Origin of the sequence: Streptomyces solicamelliae (assembly GCF_045348655.1) — a bacterium.
Lineage (GTDB): Bacteria > Actinomycetota > Actinomycetes > Streptomycetales > Streptomycetaceae > Streptomyces > Streptomyces solicamelliae.
Window position 1 is genome coordinate 6,732,138 of sequence record NZ_CP160404.1, and the last position, 15,631, is coordinate 6,747,768.

Sequence of the window (15,631 nt, forward strand, 5' to 3'; positions counted from 1 at the left end):
GAGTCGGAGGAGTGAGCACCCATGGACATGCGTGAGACCGAGGTCCGCGACCTCTTCGCCGCGTTCTGCCGGACCTGGACGGAGGGCGACTCCGCCGGCTTCGGGCGGCTCTTCACCGAGGACGCCGACTACGTGTCGTACGACGGCAGCTGGGCGGCCGGCGCCGAGCGGCTCCAGGAGAACCACGACAAGCTGTTCCGCGGGGTGATCGCCGGATCGGCGATGGTCGGCGAGATCGAGTCGCTGCGCTTCGTCACCGACACCGTCGCCGTGCTCGTCGGCAACGGCTCGGTGCTCATGCCCTGGCGCAGCGAACTGCCCGGGCGACGCCTCTCCCGGCAGATCGTCGTCTGCGTCCACACCCGGGAAGGCTGGCGGATCGCCGCGATCCAGAACGGCCGGCAGCGGCCGGTCGGCATCCCGGAGCCGGACTCGATGCCGTCCCGGATGTCGCAGGGCATGACCCGCCTCGCCCGGCGCCTCGGCGTCGGCCGGGCACGCGAGGTCGCCCTGCCGGGACGGCCGGGGCGGGCTCAGCCCACCCGGCCTGGGCGGGCTCAGCCCACCACGCCCCCGAACCCGAACTCGTTGCCGTCCGGGTCGCGGTAGACGAACTTGTTCACGCCCTCCGGGTACGTCTCGCGGCGCGAGGGCTCCATGCCCCGCGCGGAGATCTGCCCCACCCGCGCGACCACGTCGTCGACGAAGGCGGTGTGCATCGCGTGGCCGGCGTGCTCGGGCTGCAGCTCGATGTACACGTACCGGTGCTCCGCCAGCTCCCACACCGCCTCGCGGTCGTTCGGCTGAAAGCCCGGGGACGAGCCGAGCAGCCGTTCGTACCAGGCCAGCGAGGCCGCGAAGTCGGTGACCGGGATGCCTGCGAAGAAGTCCAGGGCCATGGCCGCATCCTAGGCCGGGTGCGGCCGGGGCGCCCTCGTCCCTACACCGCCCGGTACCGTCCCGGCTCCACCTCCACGACCCGGCTCCCGGCCGTCAGCCGCTCCAGATGCTGCACCGTCGTCCGCCGTTCCGCCGGACCGACGTGAGGGCCCTCGACATGGGGGCGGTAGAGGAAGCGGTGCTCGACGAGCTCCTCGACGGTGCGGGGCTCGGCGAGGAAGGCCAGCAGCGTCGCCTCCCGGCGCGTCACCACGTCCCCGAAGGCGTCGAGCCGGCGCCGGAACTCCGCCGGGCCCTCGATCACGCCCTTCTGGTGCGAGGTGCCGTACCAGCGGGCGTCGATCTCGCGGCAGCGGCGCATCGACGCCTCGAAGTCCGCCAGATCGCTGGTCGCGTCGCCGTAGTACGGGCCGAAGGAGGTCAGGTCGATGTCCGCGACGAACAGGAAGCCGTCCGGCTCGACGAGGTAGCCGCAGTGGCCCGGCGTGTGGCCCGGCAGGTGCACCACCGTCACCGTGCGCCCGCCCAGATCGAAGACCGCTCCGTCCTCGTACCCGAGCGCGTCGGGCCGCCCTCGTACGTGGAAGTCGTCCCGCATCGCCGCGTCCACCGCGGCCGACACCTCGGGCGGACAGCCCAGCGCGGCGACCATGCCCGCACGGGAGCGCAGCGTGTCGAGGTCGCCCTTGTGGACGTGCACCGGAGTCCGCTCGTAGCGCCCGAGTCCGGCGACGTGGTCCTCGTGCGCGTGGCTGACGAGCACCACGTCCGCCGCAGGCGCCCCGCCGACGAGGGACAGCGACGGATCGACCACCAGCGTCCCGTCCGTGCCGCGCACCAGCAGCGAGTTGGCGTACGGGTACGCCCCCTGCCGCGCTCCGACGAGGACGTCCACCCCGCCGTACTGCTCCACCGCGTATCCGCTCGCATCCATGCACGTCACTGTGCCCGATCGCCCGTCGTGCCACTCCGCAGGGTCATCCGTGCGACGGTGCGCGCGCCGCCTCCGCGGCGCCGGGGCGGGGCGGAGGCGGGATCGCCCAGCGCACCGCCGCGGTGATCGCGCGGCCGCCGGGCCGGGCCACCGGCAGCAACAGCCGGGTGGCGCGCGGCGGTCCGACCAGGGCCCGGGCCCAGGGCGGCAGCAACTCGACTGCTGCGGCGGCCAGGAAGGCGTACGGCAGGCGCGCCGGAGCCGGCAGCGGCGGGTCGGACAGCAGGAAGCGGGCCGTCGCCCGCGACTCCGGCGTGGCCCGCAGCTCCGAACGGTACGCGACGATACGTGCCGTCAACTCTGCGCGGGTACACGGCGGTCGGTCCACGCCGAGGCGGCGCGCCACTTCCGCCATGTCGGCCACGTAGCCGTCCTGCGCGGCCGCGTCGAGCGGGCGCCGCCCGTACCGCAGCTGCGCCCGCAGGAAGCACTCCGTCTCGGCGCAGTGCACCCAGCCGAGCAGATGCGGATCGGAGGCGCGGTACGGCACGCCGTCGGACGTCGTCCCGCTGATTCCCGCGTGCACCCGCCGCACCCGCTCCACCGCCCGCGCCGCGTCCTCGTCTACGCCGAAGGTGGTCACGGCCAGGAAGGTGCTGGTGCGCTGGAGCCGTCCCCAGGGATCGCCCTGGAACCCGGAGTGGGCGGCGACCGCCGCCATCGCGAGCGGATGCAGAGACTGCAGCAGCAGGGCGGCGAGCCCGCCGACGTACATCGACGCGTCCGCGTGCACCACGCGCACGGGCCGCTCCGGCCCGAACCAGCGCGGGCCGGGCGCACCGTGGATGCGGGCCCGCTTCTCGTGCGCCGACGGGCCGGCGACACGGTGCAGCAGTACGTCGCCCGCCCGTTCGCGCAGTTCGCCCGGAGACGGCAGTGACCAGCTCACGCACCCAGTATGGCGCGGTGCGGGGTTTCGGAGGAGGTGCCGGTTCAGTTCAGTTCGTCGGGGTGCGGGCCCGTGCGGACGCCGCGGTCGAGCGCGGCGACGGACCGCATCTCCTCGTCCGTGAGCGCGAAGTCGAAGACCTCGAAGTTCTCGCGGATCCGGGCCGGGGTGACCGACTTCGGGATGACGACGTTGCCGAGCTGCAGGTGCCAGCGCAGGACCACCTGCGCGGGGGACTTGCCGTGCGCGGCGGCGATGGCGCCGATCACCGGGTGACCGAGGACCGCGCCCTGGGCGAGCGGGCTCCACGCCTCGGTGGCGATGCCGTGCTCGGCGTGGAAGGCGCGCAGTTCGGCCTGCTGCAGGTCGGGGTGGAGCTCGACCTGGTTGACGGCCGGGGTGAGCGTCGCGTCGTCGAGCAGCCGGCGCAGGTGGGCGGGCTGGAAGTTGGAGACACCGGCGGCGCGGATGCGCCCCTCGTCGGCGAGACGCTCCAGGGCGCGCCAGGAGTCGCGGTAGAGGTCGCGGGCCGGGGTGGGCCAGTGGATCAGGTACAGGTCGACGAAGTCGAGGCCCAGCTTGGCGAGGCTCGTGTCGAAGGCGCGCAGCGTGGCGTCGTAGCCCTGGTCGGCGTTCCACAGCTTGGTGGTGACGAAGAGGTCCTCACGGGGCAGCCCGGACGCGGCGAGGGCGCGGCCGACTCCGGTCTCGTTGCCGTAGATCGCGGCGGTGTCGATGCTGCGGTAGCCGGTCTCCAGCGCGGTGGTGACGGCGGTCGCGGTCTCGTCGTCGGGCACCTGGAAGACGCCGAAGCCGAGCTGGGGGATCTCGACGCCGTTGCTCAGCTTCACGGTGGGGACGGCGGTGGGGGTGCTCATGGGGTGCGGTTCCTTACGCGGTGCGGTCGGTCAGGGTGTAGCGGACGGTCTGGGCGCTGATCAGGCCGTCGCGGAAGACGAAGGTGTCGACGCCGTCGGTGACCCGGTGGCGGTCCCCGGTGGCGGTCCACTGCAGGAACAGCACGTTCCCGGCGAACTGCGGGGTGAGCTGCCACTCGGCGTCGGGGAGGTCGCTCAGCAGCCGGCCGATGCCCTCCCGGACGCCCGCCCGTCCGGTCAGGACGCCCTCGGGGGTCACGAAGACGGCGTCCTCGGTGTAGTTCCGGCTGATCAGATCGAGGTCGCCGGTGCCCAGCCGGGCGCCGTGGTCGGCGAAGACCTCCTGCGGAGTGCGGGTCATGGGGGACCTTCCCTGCGTTCGGTGAGCTCCGGGGTGCGCTACCCCTGCATTTCTTGAGCGAGCTCCTTGCAAGACTCCACAATAGTTGCATACGCGCTATAAATGCAAGCGCGGGTAATGGTGGTCTCGCGAATGAAGGCGTCAGCAGGTGAAAAACGGCTTCGGCCCCGGCCCGCGCTGCTGGCGCGGGCCGGGGCCGAAGGGTGCGGCGAGGGGGGCGGCTAGCGGCTGAGCGCCGGCGCCTTCACCGCTTCCACGGCCTCGACCAGCGAGGCCAGCTCCGGGTTCTTCCCGGCCTCGTCGAGCGCCTCCCGCAGGGCGGCGTCATTGGTCGGCCGGGCCTCGTCCAGGAGCCGCCGGCCGTGGTCGGTGACATCGGTGTAGATGCCGCGCCGGTCGGTCGGGCACAGGTACCGGGACAGCAGCCCGCGGTCCTCCAGGCGGCTGACCAGGCGGGTCGTCGCGCTCTGGCTGAGGACGACCGCGTCCGCGACCTGCTTCATCTGCAGGTGGCCGCCCTCGCCGTCGTGCTGGCGGCTGAGCACGTCGAGCAGCGAGTACTCCCGCACGCTCAGGTCGTGCCGGGACTGCAGGGCGCGCTCGATGTGCGTCTCGATCTTGCCGTGCAGCAGGGACAGGGCGCCCCAGCCGTTGGCCAGGGCGGTGAGCGCAGGGTCGGTGGCGGTCATGGGGCCCGGGTCTCCTTCCGGTGCGACTGCAACCCAGGATACGCCATCGGAGAAAATAACGGCTGAAGCTTGTATAGCGCTCACGCAATCAAATCTGGCGGCCCCCTCGCTGCTCGTCGGGTCAGGCCCCCGCCTCCAGGACCGCGCGGAAGCGCGCCTTGCCGGAGAGCATGTGCGCGTACGCCTTCGCCGCCTCGGACAGCGCGTGATGCCGTGGCAAAGGGCCGCCTCCGGGGCCGGCGCGTGCGCGGCCGCGCCGCCGGGCTCGTCCTCGTCGCCCCGGACGAGCCACGCCTCCTGGCTGTCCTCGAAGTACCGGCCGGTGACGCCGTCGAGGAGCGGCGAGGCGGCCGGCAGGACCGAACCGGAGACCTGGCTCCACGGAGCCTGCGGCTTCCCGTCCGGCCTGCACGCCTCGTACCGCCGGAGCACCCCGCTACGCCTCCTCGGGAGAGGCCGCCGGGCAGCGGGGCGCCCCGGCCGTCACGTCCTAACGCCTCCCCAGGAGACGCCCGAGCCGCGTCCACAGGGACCGGCGGGGCGCGGGCACCCGCGCGGGTTCGGGCGCGTTCTGCGGCCACGGCGCCGCCGGACGCTCCGGCGGCAGCCCGCCGGTCGGCGGCGGCGGGGCCGGCAGCGGCTCCGCGATCTCCGGGACCCTGGGGGAACGGGCCGCGAACTTCACCGGCAGCGTCGTCAGATGCCGGGTCCAGGTGGAGGAGCGCCAGCTCAGTTCCTGCTCGGGCACCGCCAGGGCGACGTCGGGCAGCCGGGTGAGCAGGACGTCGATGCCGGTGTCGGCGATGACACGGCCGATGTCCTGGCCGGGGCACTCGTGGCTGCCCGCGCTGAAGGACAGGTGCGCACGGCTGTGGTGCACCGGAGCCGAGGGATCCGGGCGGATCGCCTGGTCGACGTTCCCGGCGGCCACGCCGAGCAGGAGCATGTCGCCCGCCTTGATCCGCTGCCCGCCCAGGGTGGTGTCCCCGTTGGCCCAACGCGCCGGGCACACCAACAGCGGCGGCTCGTCCCACAGGACCTGCTCGACCGCCTCCGGCAGGGTCATCTGGCCGCCGGTCAGCGAGCCTCGGAACCGTTCGTCGGTGACCACCATGCGCAGCACGTTCGCCATGAGGTTGGCGGTCGTCTCGTACCCGGCGAGCAGGATGAGGCGCAGGTGGTGCTGCACCTCCTCGTCGGTGAGACCGGCCGGATGGGCCATCAGCGCGGACGCGATGTCCTGCCCGGGCCGGGCGCGCTTGGCGACGACGAGCCGTTCCAGACTCTCCAGGATGTAGGCGTTGCTGGCGAGCGAGGTCTCGGTGGCCTTGAAGAGGTCACGCGCGGCGTGCACCAGCTTCGGGCCGTCCTCCTCCGACATGCCCAGCAGATGCGTGAGCGTGAGCATCGGCAGGTGTTCGGTGAACTGCTCCACCAGCTCCGCCCGGCCGCTCTGGCAGAACGAGTCCACCAACTGGTGGGCGAAGCGCGTGATGTGACGGCGGATGCCGCGGTGGTCGAACTGGCCGAGGCCGGCGGTGACCGCGCCGCGCAGCCGCTGGTGCTCCTCGCCGTCCGCGTTGACGCAGTCGGGACTCCAGCCGATCAGCGGCATCAGCGGGGAGGTCTCCGGGTCGATCTCGCCGCTCCGCCAGCCGTGCCAGACGCGGGAGTCGCGCGAGAACTGCGTGGAGCGGGCGGCCACATCGCGGTTCTCGAGGTACCCGAGGACCAGCCAGGCGCGTACGTCGCCGTCGAGCAGCACCGGTGCCACCGGGCCGTGCGCGGCGCGCAGTTTCTCGTACAGGCCCATGGGGTCGGTGGCCGCGGCGTCGCCGTAGAGGCGCGTCGTGCCGTCCGGGCCGGTCGCCGCGTGGGCCGGGCAGCCCGGCGGCGGGACGGACTCGGCGCCGCCGGCGGCGTGTCGGGAGTGTTGCGGGGGTGGAACGGTCATACGGTCTCCTGGGCGGCGAGGGTGCACAGGTAGACCATCAGCGAGAGCAGGGCGTCACGGCAGGACGCCCGGTCGCGTGCGTCACAGGTGACTATGGGCACGGTATCGCTGAGGGCCAGGGCACTGCGCAGTTCTTCTAGGCGGTACTCCGGGGCCTCCGGGAAGGTGTTGACGGCCACGACGAACGGGACGCGGCGGTCCTCGAGGCGCGTGATGACCTCGAAACAGACTTCGACGCGGCGGGTGTCGACGAGGACCACGGCGCCGAGCGCCCCTTCGAAGATCCCGTTCCACAGGAACCAGAAACGCTCCTGGCCCGGGGTCCCGAACAGGTAGAGGATCAGCTCCCGGTTGATGCTGATCCGGCCGAAGTCCATCGCCACGGTCGTGGTGTTCTTGCCTTCGGCGCCGGGATTGTGGTCGATCCCGACGCCGGCCTGCGTCATGGTCTCCTCGGTGGTCAGCGGCGGGATCTCGCTCACCGAGCCCACCATCGTCGTCTTGCCGACCCCGAAGCCGCCGACGATGACGACCTTGACGCCCCTGGCGCCGTGCGGCAGCAGCATGTCGGTGCCGTGGGAGCGGGCCGACGGCGCCTCAGAGCTTGCGTAGTCCATGGATCACCGCCTCCAGAAGGCTGCGTTCGGGGTATGCCGCCACGGGCACGGGTGCGATGGCCTCGACGCGCTCGTCGTCGACGAGCTTGGACAGCAGCACGGTGACGACGCTGAAGGGCAGGCTCAGGTGGGCGGATAATTCGGCCACCGAGAGCGGGTAGTGACACATCGTCAGGATGGCTGCCTGTTCGGGCTGCATCGAGGGTTCGGGCTCGGAACGGGTCGCGATCAGCGTGACGAGGTCGAAGGTCTTCCCCGCGGAGCCCGATCCACCGGTGATGACGTAGAGCGGGACGGGACTTCCTTCGTCCCAGGAGTCCTGGTTCTCTGATGTCACATCGCCTGCCCGACGTCGTCACGCGGCGGACTCGTCATGTGCTGGCCGATCCGGAGCACCAGCGTCCTCATGCGGTCACCGAGCAGTCCGGCGTCCACCTCTTCGTCGGCGAGCACCGCGAGATAGGCGCCGGGGCCGGCCGCCATGAGGGAGAAGTACCCGCCGTCGGCCTCGATGCCGACCATCCGCGTCGAGCCGTCCCCGTGCGGGAACATCTGGGCGATGGCCCGCGCGAGGCTCTGGATGCCGGAGCAGGCGGCCGCGATCGCGTCGGCGGTGTCGGAGGCCGTGTTCGCCTGCCCGATGCACAGGCCGTCCGACGACAGGACGACCACGTGTCGTACGTACGGAACGCCGCCCACGAGCTCCTTGAGCATCCAGTCCATGTTCGGCAGTGGCTGCATGTTACTCGACCTCATCTGACGGCTCGCTGGGTGGAGTTGAAGGTTCGGCGACCGGCTTCTTCTCGCCGTTGAACGCCTCCCACATCAGTCCCGGCTGGCGGGTCGTGCCGGAGTTTCCCCGGGAGGCTCCCGGGGTGGTGGGGGGATGGGACGTCGCGCGGACGACGGGCTTCGGCACGGGGGACTCCCGGCGCCGTTGAGGGAGCCCGTTGGGGGTCCGGCCGGGTTCGCCGGAAGCGGTCTCGCCGGACCGGAAGGCACCGGAACCGGTCTCGCCGGAACCGAAGTCGCCGGAGCCGAAGTCGCCGGACCGGGGCGTGCCCGGTCCCGTCGCCGCGTCGTGCGCGAACGCGGGCGCCGGGATCGGCGCGGGCACCATGCGGCTCGGACCGCCGACCCGCTTGCGGACGGGCTCCTGGACGGCCCGTACGACGGGCTGCTGCACGGTCGTGATCAGACGCCGCGGCACGAGTACGACGGCCCGCACGCCGCCGTAGGCGGAGGTGCGCAGTTCGACCTCGCAGCCGTGCTCGCGGGCCAGCCGGCTCACGACGGGCAGGCCGAGCTGGGTGACCTCTCCCAGGCCGGCGAGGAAGGCGCCCGACGAGGGCTGTGCCATGACGCGCTCGACGCGCTGGCGGACCTCCTCGGTGAGTCCGACGCCGCGGTCCTCGATCTCGATCGTGATACCGGACGGCACCTCGCTCGCGGTCACCTCCACGGGGGTGTGCGGCGGGGAGAACGTCGTGGCGTTGTCGAGGAGTTCGGCGAGCAGGTGGATCAGCGGCTCGGCCCCGGGGCCGATCACCGCCACCTCGGTCACGGCCTGCAGCTTCACCCGCGGGTAGTCCACGATGCGCGACATGGCGCCGCGCAGGATGTCGTACAGCGGGATCGCCTTCGACCACTGGCGTCCGGGCCGGGCGTCGCCGAGGACCGCGATGCTGGCGGCGAGACGGCCGATCAGGGCGTTGCGGTGGTCGATGTCCTGCAGACCGCGGGAGACCACGACGTCGGTGCCGTGGATGATCTGCATGGAGCGCAGGTCCTTGGCGAGCTGGTGCACGATCGCCTGGACGCGGCGGGCGACGGCGACGAGCGCCCGCTGGGAGGAGTCGCGGGTGTTCTCCTCGGCCTCGACGGCCTCGAGGAGCGTCTGCAGCGCGTCCTGGAGCGCCTCGGTGAACTGGGCGTCGAGGTGCTTGCCGAAGGTGACCGACTGGAGGATCTCCGAGGCCGGGTCGCCCTTGTGCAGCCGGGCGACGGCGGCGGGGAGGAGTTCCTCGGCGAACCACACGGTGGTGGCCCGCTGGTCGGCCAGCGCTCCCATCAGCGCGGCCTCGCGCTGCGCGTGGTAGGCCTGCGCCTCGGCCCGTGCCCGGGCGTGCCGGTCGGTGTCGGCCGAGCGCAGCAGACGGGCGGTCAGGGCCGAGGTGATGGCCGTCAGGACGACCACGACGGCGCAGTACCAGGAGATCTGTGGCCGTATGTCCGCGGGGATGAAGAACAGCCCTATGGCGAGCGCGACGGCCAGGGCTCCGGGGGGAATGAGCCAGACCGGAGCCACTGCACGCGGCCGGGCTCTGGAGGTCGAACCTGCACGAACCATCAATGGGTCCCTCAACAGTCAGGAATGAGCGGACTGAGGTGCTGCGAGGGGCCGACAGGGACAAGGTCTTCACAACCAGGCGTCAGCCCGCGCTCATTACTGACTGTGAGCGCGCCGCAACACATGTGGGGAGCATAGTCAGTTCGGGTTTGGCGTGTGCCGTTGCTGAAAGGGAGGCTCCGTTCAGTCAATCGGCCCCAATGAACCGACAAAACTCTGTGCAGAAAATGTCATCGGGCGATCACTTTTCGACTCGTTCGGACTTCGCCCTGCGTCGGGGCGCCGGCGTCGCCGGACGGGGACGGCCGAGCGGGGCGAGGGCGATGAGCAGTGCCGCGGGCAGCAGCAGTGCGCCGGTGAGGACGATCGACTCGGCGACGCCCGCCAGTTCGGCGGTGATCCCGCCGAGGACCACGCCGACGACCGTGAAGTTGACCATCAGGGCGTTGAACAGGCCGACGCCCCGGCCACGCAGCTCCGCGGGCATGTCGCTCAGCAGCGTGTGGGCCACCGGCACCTGGAACAGCCCCGAGCCCAGACCCGCGACGAGGCACCACACCAGGACGACGGTCACGCCCATCGCGTCCTGCAGCCGGCCCGTCGGGTCGAGCAGCAGCAGCGACACACCGAACAGCGCGATCGACGCGATCAGCAGCTTCCGGTCGGAGAAGCGACGCACCAGCGGCGGTCCGAGCAGGGCCCCGGCCACCGACCCGGCGCCGAACGCCGCCTGCGCCATGCCGTAGTCGAACGGGGCCAGCCGGAAGACCGTCAGGAGCTGCGAGTTGAGGTTGGTGCTGAACAGGCCGAGCGCCAGCATCACCGGCACCAGCACCACGGCGAGGAAGCGCAGCGAGGGCGTGGCCAGCACCCCGCGCAGGCCGGTGCGCAGCGACCGCCAGTACGCCTCCCGCGGGCCGCCGGACACCGGTACCTCGCGCAGCACCGCCATGCCGGCGAGCAGCAGCGCCGAGATCACGAACGTCGCCGCATCGATGACGAACACAGCCGAGACGCCGCCGAAGGCGAGCAGCAGGCCGCCCATCGCCGGGCCGACCAGGTTCAGCGTGTGGTTCGTCGACTGGAACAGCGCCACCGCGGTGGGGATGCTGTGCCCGCGCACGATCAGCGGGATCGCGCTGAGCCGGGCCGTCTCGAAGAACGACTTGCCGATGCCGCTCAGCAGGATCAGCACGAGCAGCAGCAGCGGCGAGTCCCGTACGGCGATCATCAGCAGCGCCAGGGCGGCCCGGATCAGGTCCGAGCCGACCATCAGCACCCGGGCCGGGATCCGGTCGGCGAGCGGGCCGACGAACGCGCCGAGCACCCCGGACGGCAGCATCTGGGCGAGGACCACCAGGGACACGTACAGCACCGGGTTCCCGGTCTCGGTGGCCATCACGTAGATCAGGGTGACCTTCGTGATGGCGTCGCCGAGGAAGGAGGCCACCACGGCCAGCCAGTACCGGATGTACATCCGGTCCTTCAGCAGCTCAAGCATGGGCGCGGCCCCCCATGGCGTCGTCCTCGTCCCGCAGCACCTTGTCGTTCACCACGTCAGCCTGCGGCCGCGCAGCGCCCCGGACAAGATCCTTTTCGGCAGAGCCGTACGGCGCGCCTCGGTCGGCGCGGCGCGGGCCGGGGGAAGATCGGTGAGGCGGGCGTCGGCACGCCCGCTCCGCACCACCGTGTGAGAGGGACGCCCATGAACGCTGTGCACGGAGCGGCATCGTGACGGCGGCACCGGACCCCGGCTCCGGCCGCTACGGCGAAGCCGTCTTCCGCCCCGGGCAGGCGGGCGAGGGCGAGCGCATCGACTACGGCGCCCTCGTCTACGACGACCTCACCCTGGCGCGGCTGCGGGCTCTCGGAGCCGGACCGGGCTGGCGCTGCCTGGACGTCGGCGCCGGCACGGGCACCGTCTCCCGCCGGCTCCTGGAGGAGGCGGGGGTGTCGAGCGTCCTCGCCGTGGACCGCGACGTCCGCTTCCTCGCCACCCGCCCGGTCCGTGGGCTGGAGGTGCTGGAGGCCGACGTCACCGCCCCGGACTTCGCCCCGGGCCGCTTCCGCCTCGTCCACGCCCGCTTCGTCCTGATGCACCTGCCCGAGCGCGAACGCCTCATCGCCCGGCTGGCCGACCTCGTCGAGCCGGGTGGGGTCCTGGTGCTCGGCGACGCGGTGGACCTGACGAGCGACCGTGCGCCCGAGACGCCATACACCGTGGTGATGCGGGCCATGTGGGAGGGGCTGAGGGCCGCCATCGGCACGGACGTCTCCTGGGTGCCGTCCTACCCGAGCCTGCTGCACGACGCGGGGCTCACGGACGTCGCCGCCGAGATCCACGTACCCCCGCTGGAACCCGGCAGCCCCATCAGCCGCTTCTGGGCCGACACGTGGCGGCGCAGCCGACAGCCGATGCTCGCCACCGGCCGCGTCGACGACGCCGCCGTCGACGCGGCCCTCGCCCACCTGGACTCCGGCACCTGCGCCGCCCTCTCGGCCGGCCTCCTCACCGCCTGGGGCCGGAAGCCCGCCGGTGAGGGGTAGTGCGCCGCCCGCAGCGCGACCGCGGCCGGCACCGCGGCCTTTCTCCCCGCCGCGCTCGTGATTGATGCTCCTCGCCGGGCCGTTCGCCGTCCTGCGCATCCGCCCGTTGCGCGGCGCCCTCCGGCCGGGCCTGAAGCCCTGCCCTGGCAGAGGGGGCGGGCCGGTGGTTTCCTGAAGGTGAGGAGGGACCCGCCCAGCGACGCGGGGAAGCGGCCTCGAGCCGCGCACCGCGCAATCAGGATCCGCGAGAAGCGGATGGGTCCCTCCTCCCGCGCCGCCGCGGAAGGCCGCGGCCGACCGGGTACTGGGCCGAACGGCCCTCGCGGACCGGGCAGGGCCGGGTCACTGTGGAAGGTGTCGGCCCCGGGGACGTGCCCCCGTGCCCCTGGGCGTATCGCCGAGGAGGAGCCATGAACCACCGGACCACCGCCCTGCCGGAGCTCGGCAACGTCGTCGCCGGCGTCGACGGATCCCCCTCCGCGCGGACGGCGGCGCTCTGGGCCGCCGCCGAGGCGGACCGCCGGGGCCGCCCGCTGCACGTCGTCCACGCCGCCGACACCGACCGGCGGGCCCTCTGGGCCTCCCCGGAGTCGATGCAGGCCGTGCGCCAGGCGGGCGACGATCTTCTGACCGACACGCTGGACGCGATCCGGGAACGCTTCCCCGACCTCACCGTGACCAGGGAGTTCGGCCGACAGGAACCGGTCGCCGGACTCCTCGCCGCCGCCGGCAACCGCGGCACCATCGTCGTGGGCAGCAGGGGCCTCGGCGGCTTCTCCTCCCTGATGCTCGGCTCCGTGGGCCTGGGCGTGGCCGCCCGCGCCGACGTGCCCGTCATCGTCGTACGCGGCGAGGGCGAGCGCCCCGAGACGGGCACGGTGACCGCGGCCGTCCACGACACCGAGGACCTGGGCTGGCTGCTGCTGGCCGCCGCCGAGGCCCATGCGCGCAAGGCGACCCTGCGTCTCGTCAGCGTCTGGAACGTGCTCACCCACATCGGCAGCGTCGCGACGATGCTCGACGACCTCGACGACATCGCGCAGCGGCGCGTCAAGGAGCTGAAGCAACTCGCCGACCGCGTCCGTGAGGCGTACCCGGACCTGATCGTCGGCCATCACGTGGAGACCGGCACGAGCACCTCCGGCATCCTCATCGAGGCCAGCGCCCACACCGACGTCGTCGTCATGGGCCGCGGCCGCCGCCCGCTGGGCGTGGGACCGGCCCTCGGCCGCGTCGCGCACGCGCTCATCCACCACGCCCAGTGCCCCGTGCAGATCATCCCCTCCGCGTTCACGCGGGCGGGCGCCCCGGAGTGACCCGGAACGCCTCGATCCGGTGCTTGACGACGGTCGTCAGGACGGTCAGCCGAGTCGACGGTGCGGGCACCGGCGCCGTCGGGCCGTCGAGGCGCCGGGCCTCGTCCGGCAGTTCGGCGAGGTCCGCCTCGAAGCGGGCGCGGGCGGCGGCCAGGGTGTCGGGCGGCTCCGTGCGCAACCCGCCGCGCATCATCGTCCGCAGCAACGGCTCGGTGCCCTCCGGCGGCTCCTCGTTGGCGAGACCGATCACGTCGCGCAGGCCGGGACCGCGGAATACCTGCTTCGGGCCCGGCGCCGTCTCCTTCGCCGACGACAGCTTCATCACCGGCCGCCCGTCGTACTCGACCAGCTTGTACGCCATGTCCAGGTAGGGGGCGTCGGCCGCCGTTCCGACCTTCGTGCCCACGGCGTACGCGTCGATCGGCGCCCCGCCCCGCACGAGCCGGTCGACGGCGAACTCGTCCAGGCCGCCGCTCGCGATGATCTGCACGTCCGCGAGCCCCGCCGCGTCGAGGGCGGTCCGGGCCCGCCGGGCCTGCGCGTCCAGGTCGCCGCTGTCCAGCCGGATCGCGCACCCCGGTCCGAGCCCGAGGTCCCCGAGCACCCGCGCGGCCGTCGCCACCCCGGCGTCGGTGTCGTACGTGTCGACCAGGAGCGTCACCGGGCCGGGATGGGTCCGGGCGAAGGCCCGGAACGCGGCCTCCTCCGAGGGGAACGCCTCCACGTACGAGTGGGCCATCGTGCCGGCCGCCGGAATGCCGTACCGGCGGGCGGCGGCGACGTTGCTGGTCCCGGCGAAGCCGACCAGCGCGCCGAGCCGCGCGGCCTGCAGGCCCGCCGCCGGGCCGTGCGTGCGGCGCAGCGAGAAGTCCACGAGGGTCCGTCCGGCGGCCGCGAGCACGCAGCGGGCCGCCTTGGAGGCGACCGCCGTCTGGTGGCAGAGGAGGCAGAGCAGATACGTCTCGACCAACTGGGCCTGCGGCAGCGGCGCCGTGACCTCCAGGAGCGGCTCGCCCGGCAGCACGATCCGCCCCTCGGGCACCGCCCGGACCTCGCCGTCGAAGGACAGGCCGTGCAGCGGTTCGAGGTCCTCGGCGGGCCGGCGCAGGGCGTCGGCGAACACCTGGACGTCCGAGCGGCCCACGCGGAACCGCGCGAGGTGGTCGAGGGCCGGTTCCAGCCCCGCGGCGACGAGGAAGCCGCGCCCCGGCGGCAGGTCGCGCACGAACAGGCTGAACGTCGCCGGTGCCCGCATGTCCTCCCGCAGGTACGAGAGCGCCATCGTCACTTCGTACAGGTCGGTGGTGGTGACCTCGGACATGCTTCGAGCATGCGCGGCCGGCCGGCGCCCCGCACGGGGACGGCCCGGCCCGCACGGTCACGAGGCCCCGTCGAACTCACAGCGCACGTCCACCACGCCCTCGACGGCCCGCGCCAGGCGGACGGCGACCGGCACCAGGCTGCTGTCCCGGATCTCGCCCGACAGCGTCACGACCCCCTCGTCGACGGCCACCTCGACCCGGTTGCGGGGAAGCGGGAACAGCTGCTCGACGACGTCGCGGCGCACCTCGGCCGCCAGGTCCTCGTCGGGGCGCAGGAAGACCTTCAGCAGGTCGGCGCGGCTCACGATCCCCTGGATCCGCCCCGCCGCGTCGACGACCGGCAGCCGCTTGACCTGCCGGGAGGCCATGAGCCGGGCGGCCTGCGGCAGGGTGGCCCCGGGGGAGACGGTGAGCGCGGGCGCGGTCATCAGGTCCCCGGCCCGCCGGGAGGCGGCCTTGGCGGTGTCGTCGAGTCGCCGCATCTGCTCGACGAGGCCCAGGCCGTGGTCGTGGAACTCCTCCTTGAGCAGCAGGTCCGCCTCGGACACCACTCCCACGACCCGGCCGCCCTCCCCCTCGACGACCGGGACGGCGGTCACCTGCCACCGCTCCATCGTGGCGACGATCTCCTTGAACCCCGCGCCGGGCAGAACGGCGACGACCTTCCTGGTCATCACGTCGGCGACGGTGAACGGCCGGGTGGTCATGACGTCCTCCTCACCGGGCCCCGGTTGCGGCGTCCCGGGTTCGCGGAACCCTGGAAGGGACCGCGGTCGGCGCAAGGGTGCGCACGACTCCACCGTGGCACCGCGAC

17 protein-coding genes are annotated in these 15,631 nt (G+C 72.8%); 3 read left to right on the forward strand and 14 right to left on the reverse strand.

Features of this window, described 5'->3' with window-relative positions:
- Positions 1–21: 21 nt before the first annotated feature.
- Positions 22–609: an SgcJ/EcaC family oxidoreductase gene (locus ABZO31_RS31030; RefSeq protein ID WP_406864648.1), complete on the forward strand. Its 588-nt coding sequence runs from the start codon at positions 22–24 to the stop codon at positions 607–609.
- On the opposite strand, the gene ABZO31_RS31035 is transcribed toward ABZO31_RS31030, so the two are convergent.
- The 12 genes from ABZO31_RS31035 to ABZO31_RS31090 form a co-directional block, all read right to left on the reverse strand.
- Complete coding sequence (locus tag ABZO31_RS31035) at positions 558–899, reverse strand: VOC family protein (protein ID WP_406864649.1); 342 nt, start codon at positions 897–899, stop codon at positions 558–560. The genes ABZO31_RS31030 and ABZO31_RS31035 overlap by 52 nt on opposite strands.
- Positions 900–940: 41 nt before the next feature.
- The gene (locus ABZO31_RS31040) at positions 941–1,834 is read right to left on the reverse strand and encodes an MBL fold metallo-hydrolase (protein WP_406864650.1); all 894 of its coding nucleotides are present in this window, start codon (positions 1,832–1,834) and stop codon (positions 941–943) included.
- A 43-nt stretch (positions 1,835–1,877) separates the two neighbouring features.
- Positions 1,878–2,783, reverse strand: a complete 906-nt coding sequence (locus ABZO31_RS31045) for an oxygenase MpaB family protein (RefSeq protein ID WP_406864651.1) — start codon at positions 2,781–2,783, stop codon at positions 1,878–1,880.
- Positions 2,784–2,827: 44 nt separating this feature from the next.
- Positions 2,828–3,661 carry an aldo/keto reductase gene (locus ABZO31_RS31050; RefSeq protein WP_406864652.1) on the reverse strand — a complete coding sequence of 278 codons (834 nt, stop codon included), beginning with the start codon at positions 3,659–3,661 and terminating at the stop codon, positions 2,828–2,830.
- A 13-nt stretch (positions 3,662–3,674) separates the two neighbouring features.
- On the reverse strand, positions 3,675–4,022 hold the full coding sequence (locus tag ABZO31_RS31055) for a nuclear transport factor 2 family protein (RefSeq protein ID WP_406864653.1): 348 nt from the start codon (positions 4,020–4,022) through the stop codon (positions 3,675–3,677).
- A 221-nt stretch (positions 4,023–4,243) separates the two neighbouring features.
- Positions 4,244–4,711 (reverse strand): MarR family winged helix-turn-helix transcriptional regulator, encoded by a 468-nt coding sequence (locus tag ABZO31_RS31060; RefSeq protein ID WP_406864654.1) that lies wholly within the window; start codon positions 4,709–4,711, stop codon positions 4,244–4,246.
- Between the two features lie 490 nt (positions 4,712–5,201).
- Positions 5,202–6,665, reverse strand: coding sequence for a cytochrome P450 (locus tag ABZO31_RS31065; RefSeq protein ID WP_406864655.1), 1,464 nt, complete (start codon positions 6,663–6,665; stop codon positions 5,202–5,204).
- Positions 6,662–7,282, reverse strand: coding sequence for a GTP-binding protein (locus ABZO31_RS31070; RefSeq protein ID WP_406864656.1), 621 nt, complete (start codon positions 7,280–7,282; stop codon positions 6,662–6,664). Before ABZO31_RS31070 ends, ABZO31_RS31065 begins: the two co-directional genes overlap by 4 nt.
- A complete protein-coding gene (locus ABZO31_RS31075) occupies positions 7,263–7,619 on the reverse strand; it encodes a DUF742 domain-containing protein (RefSeq protein ID WP_406864657.1) in 357 nt (118 codons plus the stop codon). Before ABZO31_RS31075 ends, ABZO31_RS31070 begins: the two co-directional genes overlap by 20 nt.
- Positions 7,616–8,023: a roadblock/LC7 domain-containing protein gene (locus ABZO31_RS31080; RefSeq protein WP_406864658.1), complete on the reverse strand. Its 408-nt coding sequence runs from the start codon at positions 8,021–8,023 to the stop codon at positions 7,616–7,618. Before ABZO31_RS31080 ends, ABZO31_RS31075 begins: the two co-directional genes overlap by 4 nt.
- A 1-nt stretch (position 8,024) precedes the next feature.
- Positions 8,025–9,590: a sensor histidine kinase gene (locus ABZO31_RS31085; protein ID WP_406864659.1), complete on the reverse strand. Its 1,566-nt coding sequence runs from the start codon at positions 9,588–9,590 to the stop codon at positions 8,025–8,027.
- A 283-nt stretch (positions 9,591–9,873) separates the two neighbouring features.
- The gene (locus tag ABZO31_RS31090; protein ID WP_406864660.1) at positions 9,874–11,133 is read right to left on the reverse strand and encodes an MFS transporter; all 1,260 of its coding nucleotides are present in this window, start codon (positions 11,131–11,133) and stop codon (positions 9,874–9,876) included.
- 230 nt (positions 11,134–11,363) lie between these two features.
- Here ABZO31_RS31090 and ABZO31_RS31095 point away from each other — a divergent pair, with 230 nt between their 5' ends.
- Both ABZO31_RS31095 and ABZO31_RS31100 read left to right on the forward strand, forming a co-directional pair.
- Positions 11,364–12,179, forward strand: a complete 816-nt coding sequence (locus ABZO31_RS31095) for a methyltransferase domain-containing protein (RefSeq protein ID WP_406864661.1) — start codon at positions 11,364–11,366, stop codon at positions 12,177–12,179.
- Positions 12,180–12,589: 410 nt separating this feature from the next.
- Positions 12,590–13,495 (forward strand): universal stress protein, encoded by a 906-nt coding sequence (locus tag ABZO31_RS31100; RefSeq protein ID WP_406864662.1) that lies wholly within the window; start codon positions 12,590–12,592, stop codon positions 13,493–13,495.
- Here ABZO31_RS31100 and ABZO31_RS31105 read toward each other — a convergent pair.
- Both ABZO31_RS31105 and ABZO31_RS31110 read right to left on the reverse strand, forming a co-directional pair.
- Positions 13,470–14,816: a nicotinate phosphoribosyltransferase gene (locus tag ABZO31_RS31105; protein ID WP_406864663.1), complete on the reverse strand. Its 1,347-nt coding sequence runs from the start codon at positions 14,814–14,816 to the stop codon at positions 13,470–13,472. The two genes, ABZO31_RS31100 and ABZO31_RS31105, sit on opposite strands and share 26 nt — an antisense overlap.
- 57 nt (positions 14,817–14,873) lie before the next feature.
- The gene (locus ABZO31_RS31110; RefSeq protein WP_406864664.1) at positions 14,874–15,524 is read right to left on the reverse strand and encodes a CBS domain-containing protein; all 651 of its coding nucleotides are present in this window, start codon (positions 15,522–15,524) and stop codon (positions 14,874–14,876) included.
- Between the last annotated feature and the right edge of the window lie 107 nt (positions 15,525–15,631).

Coding starts and splice junctions, on each gene's coding strand:
- ABZO31_RS31030 (WP_406864648.1), top strand. CDS start 22: ATGGACATGCGTGAGACCGAGGTCCGCGACCTCTTCGCCGCGTTCTGC.
- ABZO31_RS31035 (WP_406864649.1), bottom strand. CDS start 899: ATGGCCCTGGACTTCTTCGCAGGCATCCCGGTCACCGACTTCGCGGCC.
- ABZO31_RS31040 (WP_406864650.1), bottom strand. CDS start 1,834: ATGGATGCGAGCGGATACGCGGTGGAGCAGTACGGCGGGGTGGACGTC.
- ABZO31_RS31050 (WP_406864652.1), bottom strand. CDS start 3,661: ATGAGCACCCCCACCGCCGTCCCCACCGTGAAGCTGAGCAACGGCGTC.
- ABZO31_RS31055 (WP_406864653.1), bottom strand. CDS start 4,022: ATGACCCGCACTCCGCAGGAGGTCTTCGCCGACCACGGCGCCCGGCTG.
- ABZO31_RS31060 (WP_406864654.1), bottom strand. CDS start 4,711: ATGACCGCCACCGACCCTGCGCTCACCGCCCTGGCCAACGGCTGGGGC.
- ABZO31_RS31065 (WP_406864655.1), bottom strand. CDS start 6,665: ATGACCGTTCCACCCCCGCAACACTCCCGACACGCCGCCGGCGGCGCC.
- ABZO31_RS31070 (WP_406864656.1), bottom strand. CDS start 7,282: ATGGACTACGCAAGCTCTGAGGCGCCGTCGGCCCGCTCCCACGGCACC.
- ABZO31_RS31080 (WP_406864658.1), bottom strand. CDS start 8,023: ATGCAGCCACTGCCGAACATGGACTGGATGCTCAAGGAGCTCGTGGGC.
- ABZO31_RS31090 (WP_406864660.1), bottom strand. CDS start 11,133: ATGCTTGAGCTGCTGAAGGACCGGATGTACATCCGGTACTGGCTGGCC.
- ABZO31_RS31100 (WP_406864662.1), top strand. CDS start 12,590: ATGAACCACCGGACCACCGCCCTGCCGGAGCTCGGCAACGTCGTCGCC.
- ABZO31_RS31105 (WP_406864663.1), bottom strand. CDS start 14,816: ATGTCCGAGGTCACCACCACCGACCTGTACGAAGTGACGATGGCGCTC.
- ABZO31_RS31110 (WP_406864664.1), bottom strand. CDS start 15,524: ATGACCACCCGGCCGTTCACCGTCGCCGACGTGATGACCAGGAAGGTC.